This window comes from Bacillus sp. FSL W8-0102 (assembly GCF_038007225.1).
GTDB classification, from domain to species: domain Bacteria; phylum Bacillota; class Bacilli; order Bacillales; family DSM-4216; genus Bacillus_O; species Bacillus_O smithii.
This window is the reverse complement of record NZ_JBBOWT010000001.1, coordinates 429,480-452,039: the sequence shown is the minus strand read 5'-3', so window position 1 is coordinate 452,039 and position 22,560 is coordinate 429,480. Positions and strand designations below refer to the sequence as shown.

Annotated in this window: 22 protein-coding genes; 6 read left to right on the top strand and 16 right to left on the bottom strand. The window is 42.0% G+C overall.

Annotation, left to right across the window (positions count from 1 at the left end; translation table 11 throughout):
* Positions 1-25 precede the first annotated feature (25 nt).
* From hprK to N1I87_RS02200, 3 genes are all read right to left on the bottom strand, one after another.
* Positions 26-982: an HPr(Ser) kinase/phosphatase gene (gene hprK / locus N1I87_RS02210; protein ID WP_048622593.1), complete on the bottom strand. Its 957-nt coding sequence runs from the start codon at positions 980-982 to the stop codon at positions 26-28.
* 98 nt (positions 983-1,080) lie between these two features.
* Positions 1,081-1,365: a hypothetical protein gene (locus N1I87_RS02205; RefSeq protein WP_341100466.1), complete on the bottom strand. Its 285-nt coding sequence runs from the start codon at positions 1,363-1,365 to the stop codon at positions 1,081-1,083.
* The gene (locus N1I87_RS02200) at positions 1,355-1,693 is read right to left on the bottom strand and encodes a hypothetical protein (protein WP_341100464.1); all 339 of its coding nucleotides are present in this window, start codon (positions 1,691-1,693) and stop codon (positions 1,355-1,357) included. Before N1I87_RS02200 ends, N1I87_RS02205 begins: the two co-directional genes overlap by 11 nt.
* Before the next feature lie 500 nt (positions 1,694-2,193).
* Here N1I87_RS02200 and N1I87_RS02195 point away from each other — a divergent pair, with 500 nt between their 5' ends.
* The 3 genes from N1I87_RS02195 to nagA all read left to right on the top strand — a co-directional run bounded on the left by N1I87_RS02195 (position 2,194) and on the right by nagA (position 4,878).
* Entirely contained in the window at positions 2,194-2,838 is a 645-nt protein-coding gene (locus N1I87_RS02195; RefSeq protein WP_341100462.1) for a DedA family protein, read from the top strand.
* A 16-nt stretch (positions 2,839-2,854) separates the two neighbouring features.
* Positions 2,855-3,442, top strand: a complete 588-nt coding sequence (locus tag N1I87_RS02190; RefSeq protein WP_341100461.1) for an undecaprenyl-diphosphatase — start codon at positions 2,855-2,857, stop codon at positions 3,440-3,442.
* 260 nt (positions 3,443-3,702) lie between these two features.
* The gene (gene nagA / locus N1I87_RS02185) at positions 3,703-4,878 is read left to right on the top strand and encodes an N-acetylglucosamine-6-phosphate deacetylase (RefSeq protein ID WP_341100460.1); all 1,176 of its coding nucleotides are present in this window, start codon (positions 3,703-3,705) and stop codon (positions 4,876-4,878) included.
* Between the two features lie 95 nt (positions 4,879-4,973).
* Here the strand turns inward: nagA and N1I87_RS02180 are convergent, their stop codons facing one another.
* From N1I87_RS02180 to N1I87_RS02170, 3 genes are all read right to left on the bottom strand, one after another.
* Positions 4,974-5,321, bottom strand: coding sequence for a phage holin family protein (locus tag N1I87_RS02180; RefSeq protein WP_003353559.1), 348 nt, complete (start codon positions 5,319-5,321; stop codon positions 4,974-4,976).
* Complete coding sequence (locus tag N1I87_RS02175; RefSeq protein ID WP_003353560.1) at positions 5,318-5,518, bottom strand: PspC domain-containing protein; 201 nt, start codon at positions 5,516-5,518, stop codon at positions 5,318-5,320. Before N1I87_RS02175 ends, N1I87_RS02180 begins: the two co-directional genes overlap by 4 nt.
* A gap of 223 nt (positions 5,519-5,741) precedes the next feature.
* Positions 5,742-5,903, bottom strand: coding sequence for a hypothetical protein (locus N1I87_RS02170; protein WP_270583611.1), 162 nt, complete (start codon positions 5,901-5,903; stop codon positions 5,742-5,744).
* An 88-nt stretch (positions 5,904-5,991) separates the two neighbouring features.
* On the opposite strand from N1I87_RS02170, the gene N1I87_RS02165 reads away from it, so the two are divergent.
* The gene (locus tag N1I87_RS02165; protein WP_341100459.1) at positions 5,992-6,954 is read left to right on the top strand and encodes a LacI family DNA-binding transcriptional regulator; all 963 of its coding nucleotides are present in this window, start codon (positions 5,992-5,994) and stop codon (positions 6,952-6,954) included.
* A gap of 425 nt (positions 6,955-7,379) precedes the next feature.
* Here N1I87_RS02165 and N1I87_RS02160 read toward each other — a convergent pair whose 3' ends face one another.
* A complete protein-coding gene (locus N1I87_RS02160; protein WP_341100457.1) occupies positions 7,380-7,913 on the bottom strand; it encodes an RNA-guided endonuclease InsQ/TnpB family protein in 534 nt (177 codons plus the stop codon).
* 64 nt (positions 7,914-7,977) lie between these two features.
* On the opposite strand from N1I87_RS02160, the gene N1I87_RS02155 reads away from it, so the two are divergent.
* Positions 7,978-9,159 (top strand): IS701 family transposase, encoded by a 1,182-nt coding sequence (locus N1I87_RS02155; protein ID WP_040037972.1) that lies wholly within the window; start codon positions 7,978-7,980, stop codon positions 9,157-9,159.
* A gap of 55 nt (positions 9,160-9,214) precedes the next feature.
* Here the strand turns inward: N1I87_RS02155 and N1I87_RS02150 are convergent, their stop codons facing one another.
* From N1I87_RS02150 to N1I87_RS02110, 9 genes are all read right to left on the bottom strand, one after another.
* Positions 9,215-9,928 carry an RNA-guided endonuclease InsQ/TnpB family protein gene (locus N1I87_RS02150; protein ID WP_341100456.1) on the bottom strand — a complete coding sequence of 238 codons (714 nt, stop codon included), beginning with the start codon at positions 9,926-9,928 and terminating at the stop codon, positions 9,215-9,217.
* Positions 9,891-10,541 (bottom strand): IS607 family transposase, encoded by a 651-nt coding sequence (locus N1I87_RS02145; protein WP_270584269.1) that lies wholly within the window; start codon positions 10,539-10,541, stop codon positions 9,891-9,893. Before N1I87_RS02145 ends, N1I87_RS02150 begins: the two co-directional genes overlap by 38 nt.
* Before the next feature lie 88 nt (positions 10,542-10,629).
* On the bottom strand, positions 10,630-11,382 hold the full coding sequence (gene nagB / locus N1I87_RS02140; RefSeq protein ID WP_341100455.1) for a glucosamine-6-phosphate deaminase: 753 nt from the start codon (positions 11,380-11,382) through the stop codon (positions 10,630-10,632).
* Between the two features lie 128 nt (positions 11,383-11,510).
* Positions 11,511-14,384, bottom strand: a complete 2,874-nt coding sequence (gene uvrA / locus N1I87_RS02135; protein WP_341100454.1) for an excinuclease ABC subunit UvrA — start codon at positions 14,382-14,384, stop codon at positions 11,511-11,513.
* A 5-nt stretch (positions 14,385-14,389) separates the two neighbouring features.
* The gene (uvrB, locus tag N1I87_RS02130) at positions 14,390-16,366 is read right to left on the bottom strand and encodes an excinuclease ABC subunit UvrB (protein ID WP_341100453.1); all 1,977 of its coding nucleotides are present in this window, start codon (positions 16,364-16,366) and stop codon (positions 14,390-14,392) included.
* Positions 16,367-16,866: 500 nt separating this feature from the next.
* A complete protein-coding gene (locus tag N1I87_RS02125; RefSeq protein WP_341100451.1) occupies positions 16,867-18,036 on the bottom strand; it encodes an IS256 family transposase in 1,170 nt (389 codons plus the stop codon).
* Between the two features lie 119 nt (positions 18,037-18,155).
* Positions 18,156-19,256, bottom strand: coding sequence for a GerAB/ArcD/ProY family transporter (locus N1I87_RS02120; protein ID WP_341100450.1), 1,101 nt, complete (start codon positions 19,254-19,256; stop codon positions 18,156-18,158).
* 7 nt (positions 19,257-19,263) lie between these two features.
* Positions 19,264-20,493, bottom strand: a complete 1,230-nt coding sequence (locus N1I87_RS02115; RefSeq protein WP_341100449.1) for a Ger(x)C family spore germination protein — start codon at positions 20,491-20,493, stop codon at positions 19,264-19,266.
* Positions 20,483-22,117, bottom strand: coding sequence for a spore germination protein (locus tag N1I87_RS02110; protein ID WP_341103264.1), 1,635 nt, complete (start codon positions 22,115-22,117; stop codon positions 20,483-20,485). Before N1I87_RS02110 ends, N1I87_RS02115 begins: the two co-directional genes overlap by 11 nt.
* A gap of 157 nt (positions 22,118-22,274) precedes the next feature.
* Here N1I87_RS02110 and N1I87_RS02105 point away from each other — a divergent pair, with 157 nt between their 5' ends.
* A complete protein-coding gene (locus N1I87_RS02105) occupies positions 22,275-22,526 on the top strand; it encodes a hypothetical protein (RefSeq protein ID WP_341100447.1) in 252 nt (83 codons plus the stop codon).
* The last annotated feature ends 34 nt before the right edge of the window (positions 22,527-22,560 follow it).

Sequence of the window (22,560 nt, the reverse complement as noted above, 5' to 3'; positions counted from 1 at the left end):
CACTCCTTTGCCGCTATTTTCTCCATTAATAGCCTCCAAAATTTCCGTCTTCCGGCAAGTTTTCATGTTCACTGATCACGCTGGCAAGTTTTTCCGTAAAATCTTTGGCGGCATTAACTCCCATCCGTTTGAGCCGGAAATTCATCGCTGCGACTTCGATAATAACAGCAAGGTTTCTTCCCGGCCGAACCGGCAGCGTGATCTTGGTAATTTCCGTATCAATAATTTTTAATTTATCTTCTTCAAGCCCTAAACGGTCATAATCTTTCGCCGCATCCCACGTTTCCAAATGAATATTTAAAGAGATCCGTTTGAAGCTGCGGACCGCTCCGGCCCCAAATAAAGTCATCACATTGATAATCCCTAAACCGCGGATTTCCAGCAAATGTTCAATTAATTCCGGGGAACTTCCGACAAGAGTATCCATATCTTCCTGGCGAATTTCCACGCAGTCATCTGCCACGAGACGATGTCCCCGCTTCACCAATTCTAATGCCGTTTCACTTTTCCCTACACCGCTCTGTCCTGTAATTAACACTCCCACACCATAAACGTCCACCAGCACTCCATGTACAGCCGTCGTAGGCGCCAGCCTGCTTTCCAAAAAGTTGGTTAATCTGCTGGACAGGCGCGTCGTTTTCATTTTTGAGCGCATCACCGGAACAGCATATCGTTCAGAAGCTTCAATCAATTCCGGAGGAACATCAAGATTGCGGGAGATGATAATCGCCGGTGTGACATCCGCACACAGTTTTTCCATTCGAATTCGTCTTGCATCATCGTCTAATCTTTGGAAAAAAGACAATTCTGTCATGCCCAGCAATTGAACGCGTTCAGCTGGATAATAGTTGAAGTACCCGGCCATCTCTAATCCCGGCCGTGAAATATCGCTTGTAGTAATCGGCCGGTGGATTCCTTCTTCACCGCTGATTAATTCAAGATGAAATTCATCCAAAATGTCTTTAGCCCGAACTTTTGCCATATTGCATCCTCCTTACAGCCGATTTCGACCAGTCAACGGATCATCGTAGAATGCCCGATTCTACTAGCCATCCGTCTACCACGGATGGAAGTTTCACTTTATCCCGCATGAAGGGGCAGTAAATCCCCTTTTCTGGGATTGGATGGTAAGATGGAATTTTCATTGGGGACAACTGCCCCTAAATGCCCGATTGGTTCTACTAACCATCCGTGTGCCACGGATGGAAGTTTCACTTTATCCCGCATGAAGGGGCAGTACATCCCTAAAATTTCGAGTTTGGATGATGAGATGGAATCTCGGTCGGGTATAACTGCCCCTATATGCCCGATTGGTTCTACTAACCATCCGTGTACCACGGATGGAAGTTTCACTTTATCCCGCATGAAGGGGCAGTAAGTCACCCTCCCCAAGATTGAATGGTAAGATAAAATCTCGATTGGGGACAACTGCCCCTATATGCCCGATTGGTTCTACTAACCATCCGTGTACCACGGATGGAAGTTTCACTTTATCCCGCATGAAGGGGCAGTACATCCCTAAAATTTCGAGTTTGGATGATGAGATGGAATCTCGGTCGGGTATAACTGCCCCTATATGCCCGATTAGTTCAACTAACCATCCGTGTGCCACGGATGGAAGTTTCACTTTATCCCGCATGAAGGGGCAGTAAATCCCCTTTTCTGGGATTGGATGGTAAGATGGAATTTTCATTGGGGACAACTGCCCCTATATGCCCGATTAGTTCAACTAACCATCCGTCTACCACGGATGGAAGTTTCACTTTATCCCGCATGAAGGGGCAGTAAATCCCCTTTTCTGGGATTGGATGATGAGATGGAATCTCAGTCGGGTATAACTGCCCCTATATGCCCGATTGGTTCAACTAACCATCCGTCTACCACGGATGGAAGTTTCACTTTATTGTAGCACGTTTTCTTTCGGAACTAAACTGCTCAAACAGCTTAGATGCTCTACTACCTTCAATGGTATAGACCACTCCTTTTGAACACAAATGATTAGCCTTCTGACATTTTGGTCTATTCCCCTCCGCATCCTTTTCCACCGATTGAAAAAAACTGCAAAAATTTTTCAAAAACATCGTTAATGACCACAATCACCTCATGATGTTTATCCAAAACGATCAAAATCGAACTTTTTACGGCAGCATACGGTCATTTGTTCTGTGAATGATTCTTTAAAGGAGGCTTATCATGCTGCATCAGCTGACTCTGATTTTAGAAAATACAGCGACTGAGCTGATTTCCACGCTGGGACATTGGGGAATTTTTATCGCTATGATGATCGAAAGCATGTGCATTCCTCTGCCAAGCGAAGTCATTATGCTATTTGGAGGATTCCTGGCCGCTAAAGGCACTTTACACTTCTGGCTAGTCATAATAGCAGGGGTTTTAGGAAACTTGGCGGGGTCTATTTTCGCGTATTGGGCAGGGAAATACGGAGGACGTCGATTTATTATCCAATATGGAAAATATATTCTCTTTCAATATAAACACTTAGAACAAGCGGATTATTGGTTCCAAAAATACGGGAGTTGGGCAACGTTGTTTGGAAGAATGATGCCGTTTATTCGTACGTTTATCTCCTTACCCGCCGGCATCACGAAAATGGACGTTCAAAAATTTATTTTCTTTACTTTCCTTGGCTGCGTACCTTGGAACATTGGGTTGACTCTTATTGGATTCAAGCTGGGGAAACATTGGGAAATGGCTCAAGCTTATATTCGACCTGTAGGATATGCTGCTTTGTTCATAGCGCTGGCTTTGATCGTACGCTTCTTATATAAAAACATATGGAAAAAAGATATATGTAAACAAGATCCACCAACTTTAGAATAGAGGAGAGGGATTTTTTATGAACTACGAATTATTTCAAAAAATCCATGGTCTTTCAGGACATAATCGGATACTAGATGATGTGATGATATTCTTCACGAACGATGCCCTTTTTGTATATGCCATCGTATTATTAGCCATTTGGATGATAGGGAACACCACGTATAAAAAAAGTGTGCTCTACGCCGGAGGAACGGGAATCTTAGCCTTGCTTGGAAATTATCTGATTACATTGGTTTATTATGAACCGCGTCCGTTTGTGACCCATCATGTTCATCTTCTTGTTCCTCATGCAGCGGACGCTTCTTTTCCGAGCGATCATGCAACGGGGGCATTTGCCATCTCCATTGCCATGTGGATTCGACATCGTCGATTGGGCATACCTATGATCATATTTGCCTTTTTAACAGGACTTTCGCGTGTTTGGGTAGGTCACCATTATCCATTTGATGTAGTGGGAAGTATGATCGTATCCGTGATAGTCGCCGCTGTGGTTTCAAAATGCTCCGGATTTTTTGAACCCATCGTCAACAGAATGATTTCCGTTTACCAATTCATTTTAGAAAAAGTGAAGAAACGTCTATCGGGGCATACTTTACATTCATAAATGAAGAGACACTGAGGACGGTGTGAAAATAAGCTTTCTTCGTGTTATGATTAAATACGGATACATGAATTCTCTTTACATCCATAAGAATTGACCATTTTAATAAAAAATTTCTGTTGTCTTAATGACCTTAAAGATAAAGGATTGAATCTCATTACGATCATAAAAAACATCCCATTTAAAAAGCAGCTAAAATAAAAATAAAGAGAATCCATCAAGTCCATCTCAATATTACTTTAAGTAATAGAAAGGCGATTGCTATGGAAAACAAACTTACCTTTATTCAAGCAAACATCTTATTGGAACACGACATTCTCCAAGACGGATTTTTAACCATTGAAAACGGAAAAATTACGTGTATCGGAAAGATGACGGAATATATATCCTCTCCCGGAGAAAAAGTGATCGATTTGCATCATGAGTCCTTTCTTTCGCCAGGGTTTATTGATGTCCATATTCACGGTGCCAACGGTGCTGATACAATGGATGCCACTCCGGAGGCTATAACGACGATGGCTTCTGCCCTTCCAAAAGAAGGAACGACCAGCTTTCTGGCTACCACGATCACACAAAGCCCGGAAAACATTGAAAAAGCCATCCGGAATGTCGCCGAATACAGAAAAAAACATAACATTCCCGGAAAAGCAGAAGTACTCGGCATCCACCTAGAAGGCCCCTTTATCAATGAAAAGCATAACGGCGCTCAACCCAAAAAATACATTTTAAAACCAAGTATTGACCAATTTCAAAAATGGCAAGATCTTGCGGACAACGCCATCAAGCTAGTGACACTGGCTCCCGAAATCGAAAATGCTTCTGAACTCATTTCCTACTTGGTCGATCATGATGTGATTGCTTCCATCGGCCATACGGATGCTTCATACGAAGAGGTTGTGAAGGCAGCAGAAGCTGGAGCAAGCCATGTCACCCATCTATTTAACACTATGAAAGGAATGCACCATCGTGAACCGGGGACTGCCGGCGCTGCCCTTCTTCTGGATCAGCTAACAGCGGAGCTTATCGCAGATGGAGTCCACGTCCGTCCAGAAATGATCGACTTAGCGGTCCGTATGAAAGGAGAAGAAAAAATCGTCTTAATTACGGATTCGATGCGAGCCAAATGTCTTAAAAACGGACGCTACGATTTAGGCGGGCAAGATGTGATTGTTCGAGACGGAAAAGCCGTTTTGGAAGACGGCACGTTAGCCGGAAGCATTTTAAAAATGAAAGACTCCATTCAAAATATCATTCGCTTTACGAAGCTTTCGCTTTTCCAAGCCGTTCGATTAGCTTCGACGAATCCGGCAAAAGAACTGAAAGTATTTGATCGCAAAGGCAGTCTTGCCGTTGGGAAAGATGCCGATATCGTCGTATTCAATCCACAATACGAAGTACAAATGACTTTATGTCGAGGGGAAATCGCCTACGAACAGTAAATATCGCTTTTTCTTGTCCCGTAAAACGGACATTTAATTAATCGAATCCCAAAAAGCGTGCTGGAAAAGCAAAACGGCTTTTTCAGCACGCTTTTTTAGTCTTTCTCAAACAGTACCCGTTGAACCACTAAATTGAAAATGGACATAATGATGACAACAAGGAGCGCCAAACCAAAACCGGATACATCAAAAGCATCTCCCATAATCGCATCGGTTAATAACAGCGTCATGGCGTTGATCACAATTAAAAAAAGACCAAGTGTCAAGATCGTAATCGGTAATGTCAAAATAATCAAGATCGGTCGGACTAACATATTCAATATGGAAAGAATGAGGCTGGCCACAAATGCCGCTCCAAAGCCGGAAACGTGAAACCCCTGAAACCAACCAGCCAAAGCCACAAATAAAACCGCATTGATGACAATGCCTAACAGCCATCTCATCTATAAACATCCTCTTCATTAGGCATGACAAACATCAATAGCAAATAAGTAATCGCTAATGGAAAAAAGCCTGTTGGAAACAACAAGATAATAAACAAAACCCGAATAATGGTGGAGTCGACTCCCAACATTTGGGCAATTCCGCCAAGCACTCCCGCCAACTTGCGGTCTATGCGGGAACGAAATAATCTTTTCACTCGTAAACCCTTCTTTCCTCATTAATTTGCTCATTACTATTATTATTCAACGAAAAAGCGTTTTTATCCGACTTTCGATGATTGGATTCCACAATGATCACAGTCCCCACATCTTTCATTATGCATACGAAAAAAGAACAAAACAAGTTTCATATGGAATAAGAGCGTTTGGGAAAAATGGCGTCAAAACGAAACTAAACGGCTTTAATCGAAAATATTCTTTTCAATCATCGTTTTTTTCTTTCTCATACACACGAAACAAATAACTAAATGGATCTTTTTCATTTTTCTCTTCTCTGTATCCGTTATTCTCGCCTACCTTGACTGCAATGGATGTTAAAATAAGAATAGAACCACACATCATGATCAATGATAACAAACCCATTTCTACATCTCCCCTTTCATCTATAACGTTAATGGATGAAACGCGTTTCAAAGCAAGAGCGATTTTACGGAGGGAGGAGCATTGATTCATGACCAATATCAGAGATATAGCCAAAATGGCGGGTGTTTCCGTCACAACGGTTTCCCGTGTTCTGAACCACCATCCCTATGTAAGCGAAGCAAAAAGGGCTGCCGTGCTCGAAGCCATTAAAAAATCCCATTATCATCGGAATATCAATGCCGTGCATTTAAGCAAAGGCAAGACGAATTTGATTGGAGTGGCTGTTCCGTTTTTGAATCACCCTTACTTCGGACAGTTGATGGAGGGGATTGCAGATGAGGCAATCACTCAAAATCATCAGCTAGTCTTGTTCCAAACCAATTATGAACCCCCACGGGAACTGGAAGCGCTCAAAATGTTGAAATATAAGCAAATTGACGCCTTGATTATTTGTTCGCGGGCGGGAAGCTGGGAATGGATTGAAGAATATCAACAATACGGGACAATCGTTTTATGCGAAGACGCTCGAAAAAAACCTATTTCTTGCACTTTTATTCATCATTATCAATGTTTTCAAGCAGCACTCGATTTTCTGCACCAAAAAGGCCACCGAAAAATTGGCATCAGCATCGGGAGAACTTCCGGAACGAACAGTCACCAAAGACTTCGCGCTTACCGTGATTTTTTAAAAAACATCAACGAACCATATAAAAAGGATTATGTCTTTGACCACTGCCTCGTTCTTGAGGACGGAGTGGATATCATAGAACGCATTTCAAAAATGTCGGAGCCTCCGTCTGCTTTAGTGATCACCAGCGACGAAGTAGCTGCAGGTGCGCTTCTTCAATGCCAACAAAAAGGCATTTCTGTTCCTGAACAATTAGCGATCATCGGTTTTAATAATCAACCCATTTCCTATTTGATGAATATGACTACGATCGACATCCCGCTTTCAGAAATGGGAAGAAGTTTGTTTCGCCAGGCATGCGATGGCACCCGTATTTCTCAAAAGGAAATGTCTTATACACTCGTTGAACGCTCAACCGTTTAAATTTTTCAAAAAATGGATCAACTAACTTTCGTGCTGCGCCGTATTCAACACTCAATCTCAAGTCAATATGAGTTTTGCAAAGCGGTCATCTTTCCCATATGTACTCAAGGAAAAAGAAAACCCCTACGGAACGATTTTTCATCGTCCCATAGGGGTTTCGATTCTTGGCGAATGCTATTGAATTTCTAAGAAAAGAGCATCTCCCCGCTGAATTGGTCCTTGTTTCCGCAGTACGACTTTTTGTCCGTTACAGAAAACTTATAAAAAGTTATAATTTCCTACAACTTTTATGTTTCATTACTTCTTCATCGTGTCTGCTTTCACGTCTATCTATTAAACAGATCGCTACTTGCATTTGGTGTAACACTCCAAAGTCGTAAATTCCCGACTAACGAATCGGTACATATCTGTATTAACTTGCATTGTTAAGATGCAGATTCTAAAACATTTTCACCATATATTTTAAGATTAATAGACGCTTGATAATCTCGATCAATAATATTTCCACATTCGCACTCAAAAATTCTATCAGATAACTTCAAGTCTTTTTTAACTTTTCCGCAACAAGAACACAACTTAGAACTTGGAAACCATCTATCAGCCAAAATGAAGCGAATATTATTCCAATTCGACTTGTATTCAATTTGTCTTCTAAATTCATGGAAACATTGTTGTTGAACAGATTCAGCTAAATGTTTATTTTTCATCATACCTTTTACATTCAAATCTTCTAAAACAATAAACATTGGTTTTCTGTTTACGATTTCAGAAGTGATTTGATGTATGTAGTTATGACGAATATTCGTTAGTCTTCGTGAAACTTTTAAAAGTTGCTTTTCACTTTTTATAATGTTGTTGGTTTTCCTGTAACGGTTTCCCTCCCTTCCTTTTTCATATTTTCTTCTATAGATGAGCAAATTCGCTAACATAAATTTACAACCAAACAAAAAAAGAGACATGAACCCGATTCCTTGATTAGAATAGATGTGTCACCAAAACTATTCACAAGGAGGTTCATGTCTCATGAATAGATTAGCACATCATCAAGGAATCCACAAGTTTTTCACGATGTTGGGGTTGGCACTTTATTTTTCAAAACCTGTCATGAAGCATCTCGTTCATATCGTGGATGCGCTGACCACCAAAGGATTTGCGGGAACATTGACCGATCTTCATCATTGGAGCTTTCATCCGAACCACCGCACGACACTCAGCCATTTTTTCACGAAAAGCCCTTGGGATGAAGAGACGCTGCTTCGCAAACTTCAACAGTGGATGCTTCGTCGTGTCGAACGCATCGCCAAACAGGAGAATCAACCCCTTTTTGTTTCGATCGATGATACGATTTGCCAAAAAACCAAGCCTTCGTCACAGGCAACGCACGCCATTCAAGGGTGTGATTGGCACTATTCTCACACAGAGAAAAAGTCGATCTGGGGACATTCTCTCGTTTGGCTCATGGTTCATACGATGACCCAGGCTTTTCCCTTTGCGTTCCGCCTCTACGACAAGGCGGCTGGGAAAAGCAAGGGGGAACTCGCGATCGAGATGCTTTCTTCTTTGGATGTACACCGTCCTGTTTATGTGCTGATGGACTCTTGGTATCCATCGCAAACGCTCGTGGAAGCTTGTCTGAAAAAGGGATTCCACGTAATCGCAATGCTCAAGGCCAATCGGCTTCTTTATCCAAAAGGCATTGCGGTTCAGGTGAGGGAGTTTGCCCGCTACATCGAACCGAAAGACACTCACCTCGTCACGGTGGGAGAAGAGCGTTATCGGGTTTATCGCTACGAAGGCTCTCTCAAAGGTCTCGATGATGCCGTGGTGCTGCTCGCTTGGAAAGCCGATCAGCCGATGACATCGGAACATCTTCACTGCGTCTTGAGCACCGACCGGGATCTAAGCGATGAAGAGATCTTGCGCTACTATGCCCAGCGTTGGTCGATCGAATGTTTTTTCCGTCAAGCGAAAGACCAGCTGAAACTCGATGGATACCGCGTTCGCGGACGTCGGGCGGTGAAACGCTACTGGATCTTGGTGCAGCTTGCTTACGTGTACAGCATGTTCGAGTCGAACAGCGATTTTTCTGATGGGCTCGATCTTCTGCGCAAGAGAAAAGGACATAGCCTCGTGGAGTTCATTTACCGTGCAGCGAAACAAAATATTCCCATTGATACCGTGAAAAAACAGCTCCACGTGGCATAAGGGGTACCCTGTTTGTCTCTTTTACATGGTAATTATTGTAATTAAAATTGCTCAACTACAGTTTTCTTGAAATTTTACGTTGCAACCTGCGCTTTTTCTTTTCTAATTGCCTAATTCTTTTTGTTTTATTAATATTTCCATAAACTTTACCATCAGAACAAACAGCTAAATCTTTTATTCCTAAGTCAATACCTATTCCTTCTGTTTTTGAAGGAGAATAACCACTATCTGTTTCTATCCCAACAGATACCCACCAATTCAAACCATCAAATGTAAATCGAGGATTCATATACTTAACATTTTCACCAAATGGAATACGTCCTTTTTCTGCTAATCGAATCCAATTTATCTTTTGTTTATTCGACTTCTTACTTGAAGCAAATCCTTCTACTTTTACATGTGTTTTTGTGAATTTAATTTTCACATTGTCTTGATAAAAACTGGGTGTAGATTTCTTTTTACTCTTAAATTTTGGATATTTTGATAGTCCTTTAAAAAATCGTTTGTAAGCATCACAAGCATCTTTAATAGCTTGTTTCGTTACATTATTACTTACATTATTCAGCCAATTAAATTCATCAAGATTTTTCATTTGAGTAAACTGTTTTCTCAAAGTTGAATCATTGATGAATTTACCACCATTTTGATAATTTTCTTGTTGCTTTGCAATTGTCCAATTATAAGCAAATCTAGCTGTATTCGCATATAGAAATAATTTAGTTTTTTGCTTATTATTTGGTTTCAACATCACTTTTATTGACTTTATCATTTAGCAACTCCTCATTTTCCTCAATTAATTCATCTACTAACTTTCTAGTTTTATTAGCACGTTTTCCTTGTAATCTACAACTAAATACTGTAACAATCTGTATTAAATCTTCTACAAGTTCTTGTTCATCTGTTTTTTCAGTGCTATCTAAAACTTCAATCTCACACCCATTAAGGTTTGCCATATACTCAACCAATTCAAAACCAAATCTAAGAAGCCTATCTTTATGGAATACTACTATTTTATCTACTTCTTTGTTATTTATCATTTTGATTAGTTGACGCAAACCTTTTTTCTTGTAATTAATCCCACTACCAATGTCTTGAATGATTTCATATTCAACATTTAACGATTCTAAATATTTTTTCATATTTTCAACTTGTCTTTGCAAATCATCTTTTTGTTTATTAGAAGAAACTCTGCAATAACCAACCACTTTTTGACTGGTTTCTTTAATACCAAGTACCTCTTTAAGTTGATCGTGAGAATAATATCTATAGCCGTTTGAGCCAGTATGATGTGGTTTTAATTTTCCACTTTTGTCCCAATTTCTTAAAGTTTGTGGCGTTCGATTGATTAATTTGGAAAATTCATGAATGCTATAATATCTCATGCTATATTCCTCCTTAAATTAAATATAGCATGAAAAATTATAAAGTCAATAAAAATTTTATAACTTTTTATAAGTTATTTAAAACTGTTTAAGCCTCCGTCTCCACCCATACAGGATCAACAAGAGAAAGCGCTTCTTCATCCGCAATCAGCACCACATTCTCATGTTTTTTTAAAACAGAAGCAGGAATCTCTTCCGTTATTCCCTCATGAAAAAGTTTGCGAATAATAGGCGCTTTTTTCAATCCGGAAGCTAACAGTAAAATCTTCTTACTCTTCATGATCGTTTCTATTCCCATCGTAATAGCTTTCTTCGGAACTTCCTCAAGGGTGTTGAAAAATCTCGCATTAGCCTTTCGGGTCGATTCCGACAGTTCAACAATATGGGTTTTGGAATCAAAAGGCGTACCCGGTTCGTTAAAACCGATATGGCCATTCACACCGATGCCAAGAAGCTGCAGATCAATGCCGCCAAGACTTTCGATCCGCTTGTCATACCTTTTGCATTCTTCTTCAAGATCTTCCGCTTGTCCATCAGGCAAATAGGTGTTTTCAGGCGGAATTTGGACATGATCAAACAGCCTTTTTTTCATATAAAAATGGTAGCTTTGCTCGTGTTCAGGGCTTATTCCAATATATTCATCCAAATTAACCGTTAAAATCTGTCGGTAACTCGTTCCGTTCTTCTGATGGTCTTTTGCCAATAATTGATACGTTCCAGTCACTGTTCCACCCGTGGCCAGCCCGAGAACCGAATCAGGTTTTTCTTTCACTTGACGGATGATACAATCCGCAGCTTTTTGACTCATTTCCTCATAGTTGGCTACTTTTACGACTCGCATCTAACATCCCCCTTTTTTTATCAGCCGAAGGAAATTAAAGCGTTTACATCTTTATATTACCTTTTATCCGTCTAGTTATCTATACCAGTATCAAAACAGCGGAAGGGAGCACCCTTCCGCTGTTTTGATTAAGAAGTCGCATGTTCGTGTTCAGCTATTTTTTGTTTTATACGCTCCTGGTCGCGTTTTAAAATTTTCTTTAAATATTTTCCAGTATACGATTGTTCCACCTCAGCCACTTCTTCAGGCGTTCCGGTAGCCACGATCGTACCGCCTTTATCGCCGCCTTCAGGTCCTAAGTCAATAATATAATCGGCTGTTTTGATCACATCCAGGTTATGTTCAATTACAAGCACCGTATCACCGTTTTCCACAAGCCGCTGAAGGACCTTTAGAAGCCTTGCAATATCATCCACATGCAATCCTGTCGTCGGCTCGTCCAAAATATAAAACGTTCTTCCGGTAGAACGGCGATGCAATTCGGAGGCAAGCTTGACACGCTGTGCTTCCCCTCCCGACAATGTGGTAGCTGGCTGCCCCAGTTTGATATAGCCGAGACCGACATCAGCAATCGTCTGCAGTTTACGCTTGATTTTCGGAATGTTTTCAAAGAATTCAAGCGCATCTTCCACCGTCATATCCAATACATCTGCAATGTTTTTTCCTTTGTATTTCACTTCGAGCGTTTCCCTGTTGTATCTCTTTCCATGGCAAACTTCGCAAGGAACATAGACATCCGGAAGGAAATGCATTTCGATTTTGATAATGCCATCCCCGCGGCAAGCTTCACAGCGTCCGCCTTTCACATTAAAGCTGAAACGTCCTTTCTTATATCCGCGCATCTTTGCTTCCGTTGTTCGGGCAAACACATCGCGGATATCATCAAAAACGCCTGTATAGGTGGCCGGATTGGATCGCGGAGTGCGTCCAATAGGGGATTGGTCAATTTCGACCACTTTATCCAAATGTTCAATGCCTTTCACTTCTTTATGCTGACCCGGCTTTTGTTTTGCTTGGTACAGCTTATGAGCAAGCGCCTTGTAAAGAATCTCATTGACAAGGGTGCTTTTTCCGGATCCCGACACGCCGGTGACAGCGATAAATACGCCTAACGGAAACTTCACTTTCACATTTTTTAAATTGTTTTCTTTTGCTCCTATTATTTCAATAAAACGACCATCCGGTTTTCGCCGTTCCCGCGGCAGCGGAATAAACTTTTTCCCGGATAAATATTGGCCCGTAAGCGAGTTAGGATCTTTCATCACTTCCTCAGGCGTGCCCGCTGATACGATCTCTCCTCCATGGACGCCTGCTCCCGGCCCGACATCGATTAAATAATCGGCGGCTAACATCGTATCTTCGTCATGTTCTACAACGATTAATGTGTTGCCTATGTCCCGCATTTCTTTCAGCGTCTCGATTAATCGATCATTGTCACGCTGATGCAGACCAATAGATGGTTCATCCAATATATATAAAACTCCCGTCAGTCGAGAACCGATCTGAGTGGCTAAACGAATACGCTGCGCCTCACCGCCTGAAAGCGTTCCGGCCGCACGGCTTAACGTCAAATAATCGAGGCCGACATTATCCAGAAAACCAAGCCGCTGGCTGATCTCACGCAAAATCAAATGGGCAATTTTCTTTTCCTTTTCCGTCAATGTGAGATTTTCAAAAAACTTTTTCGCTTCCTTAATGGAAAATTGAGTGACTTCTCCGATATGAAGACCGCCGATTTTGACAGCCAAGGCCTCTTTCCTTAAACGATGCCCTTTGCAAGTCGGGCATTTTTGATGAGCCATGTATTTTTCCATTTGCTCGCGTATATAATCAGATGTCGTCTCTCGATAACGGCGCTCAACGTTCGGGATCACGCCTTCAAACTCGATATAATTCTCCTTGACTTGGCCGAAATCGGTCACGTAGCGAAAATAAATGCTCTCACCATCTGATCCATATAAAATTTTGTCTAAAAGCGGTTTCGGTATATCCTTGACGGGTATATCCATATCAATGCCGTAATGATCGCACACCGCCTTTAAAAGCTGCGGGTAATATTGAGAGCTGGTAGGTTCCCAAGGTGCAATCGCGTTCTCGCGCAAACTCAAATTCCAATCCGGAATGACAAGATCAACGTCCACTTTTAACCTGGACCCTAATCCGTCGCAAGTCGGACAGGCACCGTATGGACTGTTAAACGAAAACATGCGCGGCTCCAATTCGCCGATCGAAAAACCGCAATACGGACATGCATGATGTTCACTGAATAACAGTTCTTCTTGTCCGATGACGTCGATAATGACTTTTCCTTCCCCTAGTTTCAGCGCAGCTTCTAAAGAATCGGCCAAGCGGGAATGAATTCCGTCTTTTACGACAATGCGGTCTACCACCACTTCAATCGAATGCTTTTTATTCTTGTCTAATTGGATGTCTTCCTCCACATCCCGCATTTCCCCATCGACGCGAAGACGTACATACCCTTGTTTCTTCATATTCTCCAGCGTTTTGGCATGCGTTCCTTTTTTCCCGGATACCACTGGAGCAAGGATTTGCAGCCTCGTCCGTTCAGGATATTCCATAATGCGGTCCACCATTTGTTCAATCGTTTGAGAAGTAATTTCGATGCCATGGTTAGGGCAAATCGGATGGCCGATACGGGCAAATAACAGCCGCAAATAGTCGTATATTTCGGTTACGGTTCCCACAGTGGAGCGGGGATTTCGACTGGTCGTTTTTTGATCAATGGAAATAGCCGGCGACAGCCCCTCGATGGCGTCTACATCCGGCTTGTCCATTTGTCCGAGAAACTGGCGTGCATAAGCAGACAAAGATTCAACATACCTTCTTTGGCCTTCCGCATAGATCGTATCGAACGCCAAAGAAGATTTTCCAGAACCCGATAGCCCGGTTAAGACAACCAATTGATCTCTTGGAATGGTGACATCAATATTTTTCAGATTATGGGCTCGTGCTCCTTTAACAATGATTTGATCTTTTCCCATGATGGTCATCCTTCCGCTTTTAACTCTAAAATCGCATCACGCAGCTGGGCAGCACGTTCGAAGTCTAGTGCTTTGGCTGCTTCTTTCATTTCTGTTTCGAGACTGGCAATCAAACGATTCTTTTCTTCCGCAGATAGTTTTTTCTTGGGAGATTTTTCGTACGTTTCTTGTTCTTCCGCAGCATAAGTAGCTCGAATGACATCGCGAATGCCTTTTTGAATCGTTTTGGGAGTAATTCCATGCTCCTTATTGTACGCTTCCTGAATGGCACGGCGTCGTTGGGTTTCCGAAATGGCTTTTTCCATCGAATCGGTAATATGGTCGGCGTACATGATAACGTGGCCGTTTGCATTTCGAGCGGCGCGGCCTATCGTTTGAATTAAAGATCGTTCCGAACGCAAAAATCCTTCCTTGTCGGCATCCAAAATCGCCACAAGAGAAACTTCCGGAATATCCAATCCTTCTCTTAATAAATTGATCCCGACCAGTACATCAAATTTTCCGAGTCGTAAATCGCGGACGATTTCAATCCGTTCCAACGTCTTTACTTCCGAATGCAAGTATTGCACTTTTATGCCGACTTCTTTCAAATAATCCGTCAAGTCTTCTGCCATTTTCTTTGTTAAAGTGGTCACAAGCACTCGTTCATTTCTCTTCGTTCTTTCTTGAATTTCGGCAAGCAAATCATCAATTTGTCCTTCGATCGGGCGGACATCGATGGTCGGATCCAGCAAACCGGTCGGCCGGATGATTTGTTCCACCATTTCCGGGCAATGTTCCATCTCGTAAGGACCCGGAGTAGCTGATACGTACACAATTTGGTTAATATGCTTCTCAAACTCTTCAAACGTTAAAGGACGGTTGTCCAAAGCAGACGGCAGCCGGAAACCGTGATCCACCAGGACTTGCTTTCTTGCTCTATCCCCGTTGAACATTCCACGAATTTGCGGTAATGTCACATGCGATTCATCGACCACGATTAAAAAATCATCCGGAAAATAATCAAGAAGCGTATATGGAGTGGAGCCCGGCGGTCTTAACGCCAAATGACGGGAATAGTTTTCGATTCCGGAACAAAATCCCATCTCTCTCATCATTTCCAAATCATATCGAGTTCGCTGCTCCAGTCTTTGCGCTTCCAGCAGTTTTCCTTGATCTCTCAGCTCTTTTAAACGTTCTTCCAGTTCGATTTCAATATTGCGAATGGCCATCTTCATTTTTTCTTCTCTTGTGACGAAGTGAGAAGCAGGGAAGATAGCCACATGTTCCCGTTCGCCAAGAATTTCTCCTGTCAGTGCATTGACTTCGCGGATGCGGTCGATTTCATCTCCAAAAAACTCAACTCGGATACAGTGCTCATCCCGGGAAGCGGGGAATATTTCGACTACATCGCCGCGTACACGAAAGGTCCCACGCTGAAAGTTAATGTCATTGCGCTCGTATTGGATATCCACAAGTCGACGGAGAAGGTGGTCCCGCTCCATCTCCATACCAACACGCAAAGACACGACCAAATCCCGGTATTCTTCCGGCGAACCTAAACCGTAAATGCAGGAGACGCTGGCAATGATAATGACATCTCGTCGTTCAAACAGAGCGGAAGTGGCAGAGTGCCGCAATTTGTCAATTTCATCATTGATGCTGGAATCTTTTTCTATATACGTATCCGTCTGCGGCACATACGCTTCCGGTTGATAATAGTCGTAATAACTGACGAAATATTCCACTGCATTATTCGGAAAAAATTCTTTAAACTCACTGTATAATTGGCCGGCTAACGTTTTATTATGAGCGATGACCAATGTCGGTTTATTCACTTCTTTAATTACATTCGAAATCGTGAACGTTTTGCCTGTTCCTGTTGCACCAAGAAGCGTTTGATGCTTCTTTCCTTCCCGTATTCCTTTTACCAGCTGTTGAATGGCTTTCGGCTGATCGCCTTGCGGACGATATTTCGAAACAAGTTCGAAGCGATTTTCCACTCGCAAGATCCCCCCTATATTGACAGCATTTATCAGCCGAAAAGAAGAATTTCTTCCTTAATGGCTGTTTCGTGTATATAAACGATCACATAAGGTGAACGGTGATAGACAATCCTTTATCTGGTTATAACTCATTCTACCACAATTCCCTTCCCCTTCACCAATTATATGCGAACAAATTTTCGTTTCGATTCAAAGAAAATGGATAAAAAATAAAAGCAATCAATGGCATTGATCACTCTTTTAAGCATAAATTTTTCTTTTCCATAAAGAAATTCAATACTCAGCGCAAAGAAGCCAATCTTCACGATTCCGCTGAATCCTTTCCCGTTTGTTCTGTTGGTACCGTCAAGAATTTTGTGTAATGTAAATGGGGTAGGGTTTCTCTGAAATGGATTTGAATTGATAGGGGACTGATTTTCTCCACACAAGAGACTGAATATTCAGTCTCTTGCGTGGAAAGGGAGAATCCCCTTATTTTGTTTATTTACAATATTTGGTTAACAATAACGTTCTTCAAACATTCGTTGAAGAGCTTCATGCGCTTCGGCAAATCCTCGTAACTTTCTTCCTGCCCATTTCTCGTTAAAATCTTGAATCGTCAAATACACGATTTTTTCAGCGGCTTCTAAACTACTCAAACTGTTCATCGGCTTTAGACGTTTCCGAATCTCTTTGATCGTTCGTTCAATGGCATTGGTCGTGTAAATCACACTTCGAATACTGCTTGGATAATCCATAAATGTAAGGAGGACATCCAACTCATTGGCCCAAGATTGAACTTCTCTCGGATACTTGTTCGACCATTTCGACTCAAACTGTTGAAACATCTGTAACGCCATCTCCTTATTCGGTGCGCGATAAATCAGTTTGAGATCCTCTGCCACTTCAAATTGATCTTTTTTCCGAACACGATTTAGGGTGTTGCGGACTTTGTGCACGACACAGCGCTGCACATCGGCTTTCGGATACACCGCCTTAAAGGCTTCCTCCAGCCCCGGAAGGCCATCGAAGACGCCAAGAAGCACTTCCTTGACGCCTCTTTGGTAGAGGTGTTGAAGAATTTCCTGCCATACATAGGCGCTTTCTTGTCCTCCCACAAAGAAATCAAGAATTTCGCGATATCCTTCTTCGTTCACCCCTAACACCACATAAACCACTTCTTTCTCCACGGTATCGCGACGAAGTTTTACATACAAGCCGTCTAAATATAAGACAGAATAACGTTTGTGCAGGGGACGTTTGTGCCATTTCTCAATGTCTTCTTTCACGATATCGGTCATACGACTGATCGTTGAAGGAGAATAGGCCTTGCCTAAAATTCGTTCAATAAACTTGCCAATTTCACGCGTACTCATACCACTTTGATACATCTTGATGATGGCTTCCTCGAGCCAGCCCGTATGGCGTTGGTAAGGAGCGAACAATTGGGTTTGAAATTCTCCGTTTCGGTCTCTAGGGACCAAAAGACCTTCAATCCGGCCATATTGCGTATCTAGATTTCGTTGATAGTAGCCGTTTCTCATATTCGATGTTCCGGCCTGCTCTATTTCGAGGAAATTCTTGATTTCTTCCCGCATGATCAGTTCTAATTTTTCCTTTACAAACTGACGAATGACACTTTCCAGTTGATTTGCCCAGTCGACATTCGGTATACTTCTTTTAGACATAGGTAGGGTACTCCTTTCTCTAAGATTTTTGGTCCAATCAGAGAATACCCTACCTTTTTTCTTTTGATCTAGTAAAATGCTTTACACAAAATTTTATACATCATCGTTCTGTTGCTTGCTTATTTTTTTGTTTTTTTTCTATTTTTAAGAAAGGCAATGATGAGTAAAAAAATAGGAATGACGACTTGAAGTGGCAAGTGTAAAACGAGGGGAACTAAATCCAGCCCCTCTTTCATGTGCTCAAAAAAATTATCGGCAATGGATAGCGATGCAATGATCAAGATCGGAACCAGCAAATACAATAGCTTTTTATAATCAGAGATCCGAAAAATTTCCGCAATCCCGATGGAGGCGGCATAGAGAAACAGACTAACTTTAATAAAACCGCCAATCACTAATGCGATCAAAAAAAAGATATCCAGTCGTTCCAAAAATTCAGCCACTTCGATTTGCTGGATGGTTTCTAACAGAGGAAAAGTCGCCGTTGAAAAACCATCCACCCCCAGCACGGCGATGTTGACGACACTTACGATGGTTAAATTAATTCCACTGAGCGTAATCGCCGTTAATCCAATGATCTTTCCTTTTTCGGGCTTGTTTAAATACGGCAGCAACATGGTGAAAACAACGATTTCGCCAAATGGTACATACATGGTTTGCGTAACGATTGTTTTCAACACAGGCCGAATCCCGTTTTCCAGCATCGGCTGTAAATTCTCCAGTTTGATTAAACCGGAAATGACCACCAATACAAAGCCCGAAATCGCCAGCAAATAAAGAGCCACAAAGGATAATTCGCTCGTTCTCGCAATCACTTCTATTCCTTTGTTCAGGCCATATAAAATGGTCGCCATCATAATGGCATTAATAATCAACACAGGTGTCTCGGGATAGGCAAATGTTGCCACTAATTCCCCGAAATCGCGCAGCACTCTTGCTGCTAAATAAAGAAAATAAATGCAATAGACAAAGCCGATCACTTTCCCTACAAACGTCCCTAAAAGGTCTTGTGCATAAGTGGCCAGAGACTTGTCGGGAAAATACAGATAAAGGCGATGGTAGACAAGAAATAAAAGCAATCCTCCCAACAACCCACCTAATATCGTCATCCAAGCATCTTGCTTAGCCTGGACTCCTAAAGTGAGGACAATGGCACTTCCCATTTCAAATAGAAAGATGAGAATGAATAACTGAAGGCCGTCTATTTTTGCCTTCTCCATTCATGGATCACCGCCTTTTTTCTTCCTTAATAGTGGACAGGAATGATTTTGTCCGCAATTCTGAACGCCGTATGTGCGTCCTCACTTCAACCTTTATGTTCATAGTTGGGAAATAATCATCGCTCCACTTCGTGTGTACCCTTTTCCAAAACTTCGGATCGTGCCTATGGATCGCATCGCCAAAGCCAAAAATATCCGTGTGGTTCCGTTGAGCGATTTTGATCGCTCGCTCAATTTCTCTTTCAATTTCTCTATTGGTTTGTCTTTCAATTTTTTGTATGACTCGTAAGTTCGTGATATCAACCGGAACGAACATTTCTCCAATATCGCCTTCCACTTTCACCAAGACGGACCCTACCGGTTTTCCGTTTTTCACTTTGGCTGTCAGCTTTGTTTTGTCCCGAATCACTTCATAGGAAAGGGCCTTTTTTCTTCCACCCCAATCGACGCTTACACTCGTGGCCCTCATCTTTCCCAGCGACCAGGTTACTCCTCGCGCTGTTTTGCCGTACACCCATTTTTTTAGTTTTCCATCTTTAATCATGGCGAATCCGCTTATTTCGATATTACTCATCGGATTTGTTCTTTGCAGGTTTTCCATCGTCCTCTTTTGTTCACTGTTAAGGATCAGCCTGATCCCCGGAATGACCGGTTGTTTTCCCGGGGAAATCAATTGTTGAATGACATCAGCAATTTTGGTTGGGAAAGTTTCACTCCATATTGACTCGGAAGTCGTCAGCGTTTTGCGAATTTGATCAGCGGGAATTTTATCAATTGGCGTCAAAGTTTCTAAAATGGTCTGCGCCTTTGTTCCTTTTGCAACCACCATTGTCGTTGTGTTTCGAAATTGTTGGTCTCTTTCGATGGCTTCCAGTATAACAGGTATATTTTTTTTAGCCACTTTTTCTCCTATTACGAGCATATTCGTATGAGAAAAGTACAAACGCCTTGAAATCATTGTAGAAGCTTTTCTGGCAGCTTCAACGATGTTATCACCTTTTTGATGATACACGACTATCGGCAGTCCTTGTCCTCCTCCGCCACCTTGCTGGACAGCCCCGGCCACATTTCCGGGATTGACAATTTGCATGCTGACCTCATATTTTCCATCCTTCGTCATATCGATGCCGAGTGCCAACACCAACGCCAGATCGGTCAGTTCACGCTTGCTCCAACACCCCGAAAGGAGAAGTTGCACACATACTATCATGAACAATAAGGACCGCTTACGAATCATTTTTTTCACCTTTTTCATTCTCTTTCTGAGAATAGGAATGATCCGGCGGCTGCGGCCGCTGATGTTCACCCGCTCTTGTAATGTTCGATTGGCTAATGAGCCATGGTCTCTCTTTAAATTCCCAGATTGGCTTGCGAACTACTGTGTCGCCAAAATTAGCCGGTATAAAAGGAGCAAGCGGAGTCATATACAGCACCCCAAATGAGCGAAGGCTGCATAGATGAATCACCATCACCAATATTCCCATCAAGCAGCCGTAAAACCCGAATGTCGCCGCCATCACCATAATAATAAAACGAATCAATCGCGCCGATATCGCAATAGAATAAGCAGGGGTCGCAAAATTGGCAATCGCTGTAATCGAAACGACAATGAGCATAGCCGGCGATACAAATCCTGCTTGAACCGCTGACTGGCCAAGGACAATCGCCCCCACAATCGATACCGTTTGTCCGATTGCCCGCGGAAGCCTTACCCCGGCCTCACGCAAAATTTCAAACGTTACTTCCATAATCATTGCTTCCACAAACGCCGGAAAAGGAACCGATTCACGCTGTGCTGCCAGCGCAATCACAAGAAGGGTCGGTATCATTTCCTGATGAAAAGTAGTCGCTGCAATATAGATAGCCGGACCTACGAGAGAAATAAAAAAAATCAGCACTCGTAAAAAACGGAGGGCAGAACTAAGATCAAACCTGCCATAATAATCATCCACCGCCTGAAAAAACTGGATAAAAACGGCCGGCGCCAAGAGGACATATGGTGTGCCATCCACCAATATCGCTACTCTTCCTTCCAATAAATTAGCCGCCGCCACATCCGGTCTTTCGGTATGAAACAACGTTGGAAAAGTAGTAAACGTTTTGTCCTCAATCAGCTGTTCTATGTAGCCAGTCTCCAGAATACTATCGATATTGATCCGCTTTAACCTTATCCTGACTTCCTCTACCACTTTTTCATTGACAATTCCTTTAATATACATAATCGCCACATCTGTCTGCGTCACTTTGCCAATTTTCATGGATTCCAGCCATAGATTCGGATTTTTAATTCTTTTTCTGATTAAGGCACTGTTTGTTCGGATCGTTTCCGTAAAACTGTCCTTCGGCCCGCGAATGGAAATTTCCGTAACCGGCTCCGATATTTGCCGCTTTTCCCCTCCTCTTGTATTAGCCGTTAACGCTTTAGAAACGCCATCTACCAGGATGATCGTTTGTCCCGTCATTAAATTGGTAAACAAATCTTCCCAACAATCTAATTCCTTCACTTCTCCGATCGGTAAAATTTTTTCTTTCAATACCTGAAGCGCTAACTTCGGGTTTTCCAAATTTTGTTCGTTCGTATCTTTCATGGCCGATTCTATCAAAAAGTCTTTTACCGTCCGATCGTCTACAAGCCCTTCCGTATAAATAATGGCAGCTGTGACATCCGCTTCCTGACCCATTTTGATGACACGAACAATGATATCGCTGCTGTTGCCCGTTGTTTCTTTGATGACATCTATATTGGTCGCAAGCGATTTCTCTATATCTCCTTTTGGCACATTTTTGGATTGTCCTAATTGCTCTTGTTTTTTGCTCACCTGTTTTTTCTGTTTGTTCTTTTTGCCTTTATGAAAGAACATTTTCTTAAACAATCCCATCATAATCCCTCGTTTTCAAAAAATGGATGTATCTGTAGTTTCCCGCATATACCGTGGAGATTATACGAACTTTTTTTCTTACATGATCTGGGACAAAATAGAGAAAAATAAAGAAAACATATGTTGTGAGGATGTCATCATGAAGGTCATTTTTTCCGTTCTTTTAATCATCGTGGTTCTTTTCGCTTTAATTTTTTCACTCGATTTACTGTTAGGGTACCGATATCAAAATGCGTTTTTAAAAACGCTCGACCCCTTTCGAATAATGGAAAAAGAAGAAATTATAACGCTTGCTCTCTTTTTTATTGTGTACATCATCAAGCAAGTCATAAGACTATATAAAAAAAAGAGCAAGAACAAAAACAATCAAAAAAGCAGCCCCCAAAAATAAGCTGCTTTTTTATGCGATAAACATATTCAAAAAA

Bases quoted from the DNA above. Each gene is read 5' to 3' on its own strand.
- hprK (WP_048622593.1), bottom strand. From the start codon at position 982: ATGGCAAAAGTTCGGGCTAAAGACATTTTGGATGAATTTCATCTTGAA.
- N1I87_RS02205 (WP_341100466.1), bottom strand. From the start codon at position 1,365: ATGCGGGATAAAGTGAAACTTCCATCCGTGGTACACGGATGGTTAGTA.
- N1I87_RS02200 (WP_341100464.1), bottom strand. From the start codon at position 1,693: ATGAAAATTCCATCTTACCATCCAATCCCAGAAAAGGGGATTTACTGC.
- N1I87_RS02195 (WP_341100462.1), top strand. From the start codon at position 2,194: ATGCTGCATCAGCTGACTCTGATTTTAGAAAATACAGCGACTGAGCTG.
- N1I87_RS02190 (WP_341100461.1), top strand. From the start codon at position 2,855: ATGAACTACGAATTATTTCAAAAAATCCATGGTCTTTCAGGACATAAT.
- nagA (WP_341100460.1), top strand. From the start codon at position 3,703: ATGGAAAACAAACTTACCTTTATTCAAGCAAACATCTTATTGGAACAC.
- N1I87_RS02180 (WP_003353559.1), bottom strand. From the start codon at position 5,321: ATGAGATGGCTGTTAGGCATTGTCATCAATGCGGTTTTATTTGTGGCT.
- N1I87_RS02170 (WP_270583611.1), bottom strand. From the start codon at position 5,903: ATGGGTTTGTTATCATTGATCATGATGTGTGGTTCTATTCTTATTTTA.
- N1I87_RS02165 (WP_341100459.1), top strand. From the start codon at position 5,992: ATGACCAATATCAGAGATATAGCCAAAATGGCGGGTGTTTCCGTCACA.
- N1I87_RS02160 (WP_341100457.1), bottom strand. From the start codon at position 7,913: ATGTCTCTTTTTTTGTTTGGTTGTAAATTTATGTTAGCGAATTTGCTC.
- N1I87_RS02155 (WP_040037972.1), top strand. From the start codon at position 7,978: ATGAATAGATTAGCACATCATCAAGGAATCCACAAGTTTTTCACGATG.
- N1I87_RS02150 (WP_341100456.1), bottom strand. From the start codon at position 9,928: ATGATAAAGTCAATAAAAGTGATGTTGAAACCAAATAATAAGCAAAAA.
- N1I87_RS02145 (WP_270584269.1), bottom strand. From the start codon at position 10,541: ATGAGATATTATAGCATTCATGAATTTTCCAAATTAATCAATCGAACG.
- nagB (WP_341100455.1), bottom strand. From the start codon at position 11,382: ATGCGAGTCGTAAAAGTAGCCAACTATGAGGAAATGAGTCAAAAAGCT.
- uvrA (WP_341100454.1), bottom strand. From the start codon at position 14,384: ATGGGAAAAGATCAAATCATTGTTAAAGGAGCACGAGCCCATAATCTG.
- N1I87_RS02125 (WP_341100451.1), bottom strand. From the start codon at position 18,036: ATGTCTAAAAGAAGTATACCGAATGTCGACTGGGCAAATCAACTGGAA.
- N1I87_RS02120 (WP_341100450.1), bottom strand. From the start codon at position 19,256: ATGGAGAAGGCAAAAATAGACGGCCTTCAGTTATTCATTCTCATCTTT.
- N1I87_RS02115 (WP_341100449.1), bottom strand. From the start codon at position 20,493: ATGATTCGTAAGCGGTCCTTATTGTTCATGATAGTATGTGTGCAACTT.
- N1I87_RS02110 (WP_341103264.1), bottom strand. From the start codon at position 22,117: ATGTTCTTTCATAAAGGCAAAAAGAACAAACAGAAAAAACAGGTGAGC.
- N1I87_RS02105 (WP_341100447.1), top strand. From the start codon at position 22,275: ATGAAGGTCATTTTTTCCGTTCTTTTAATCATCGTGGTTCTTTTCGCT.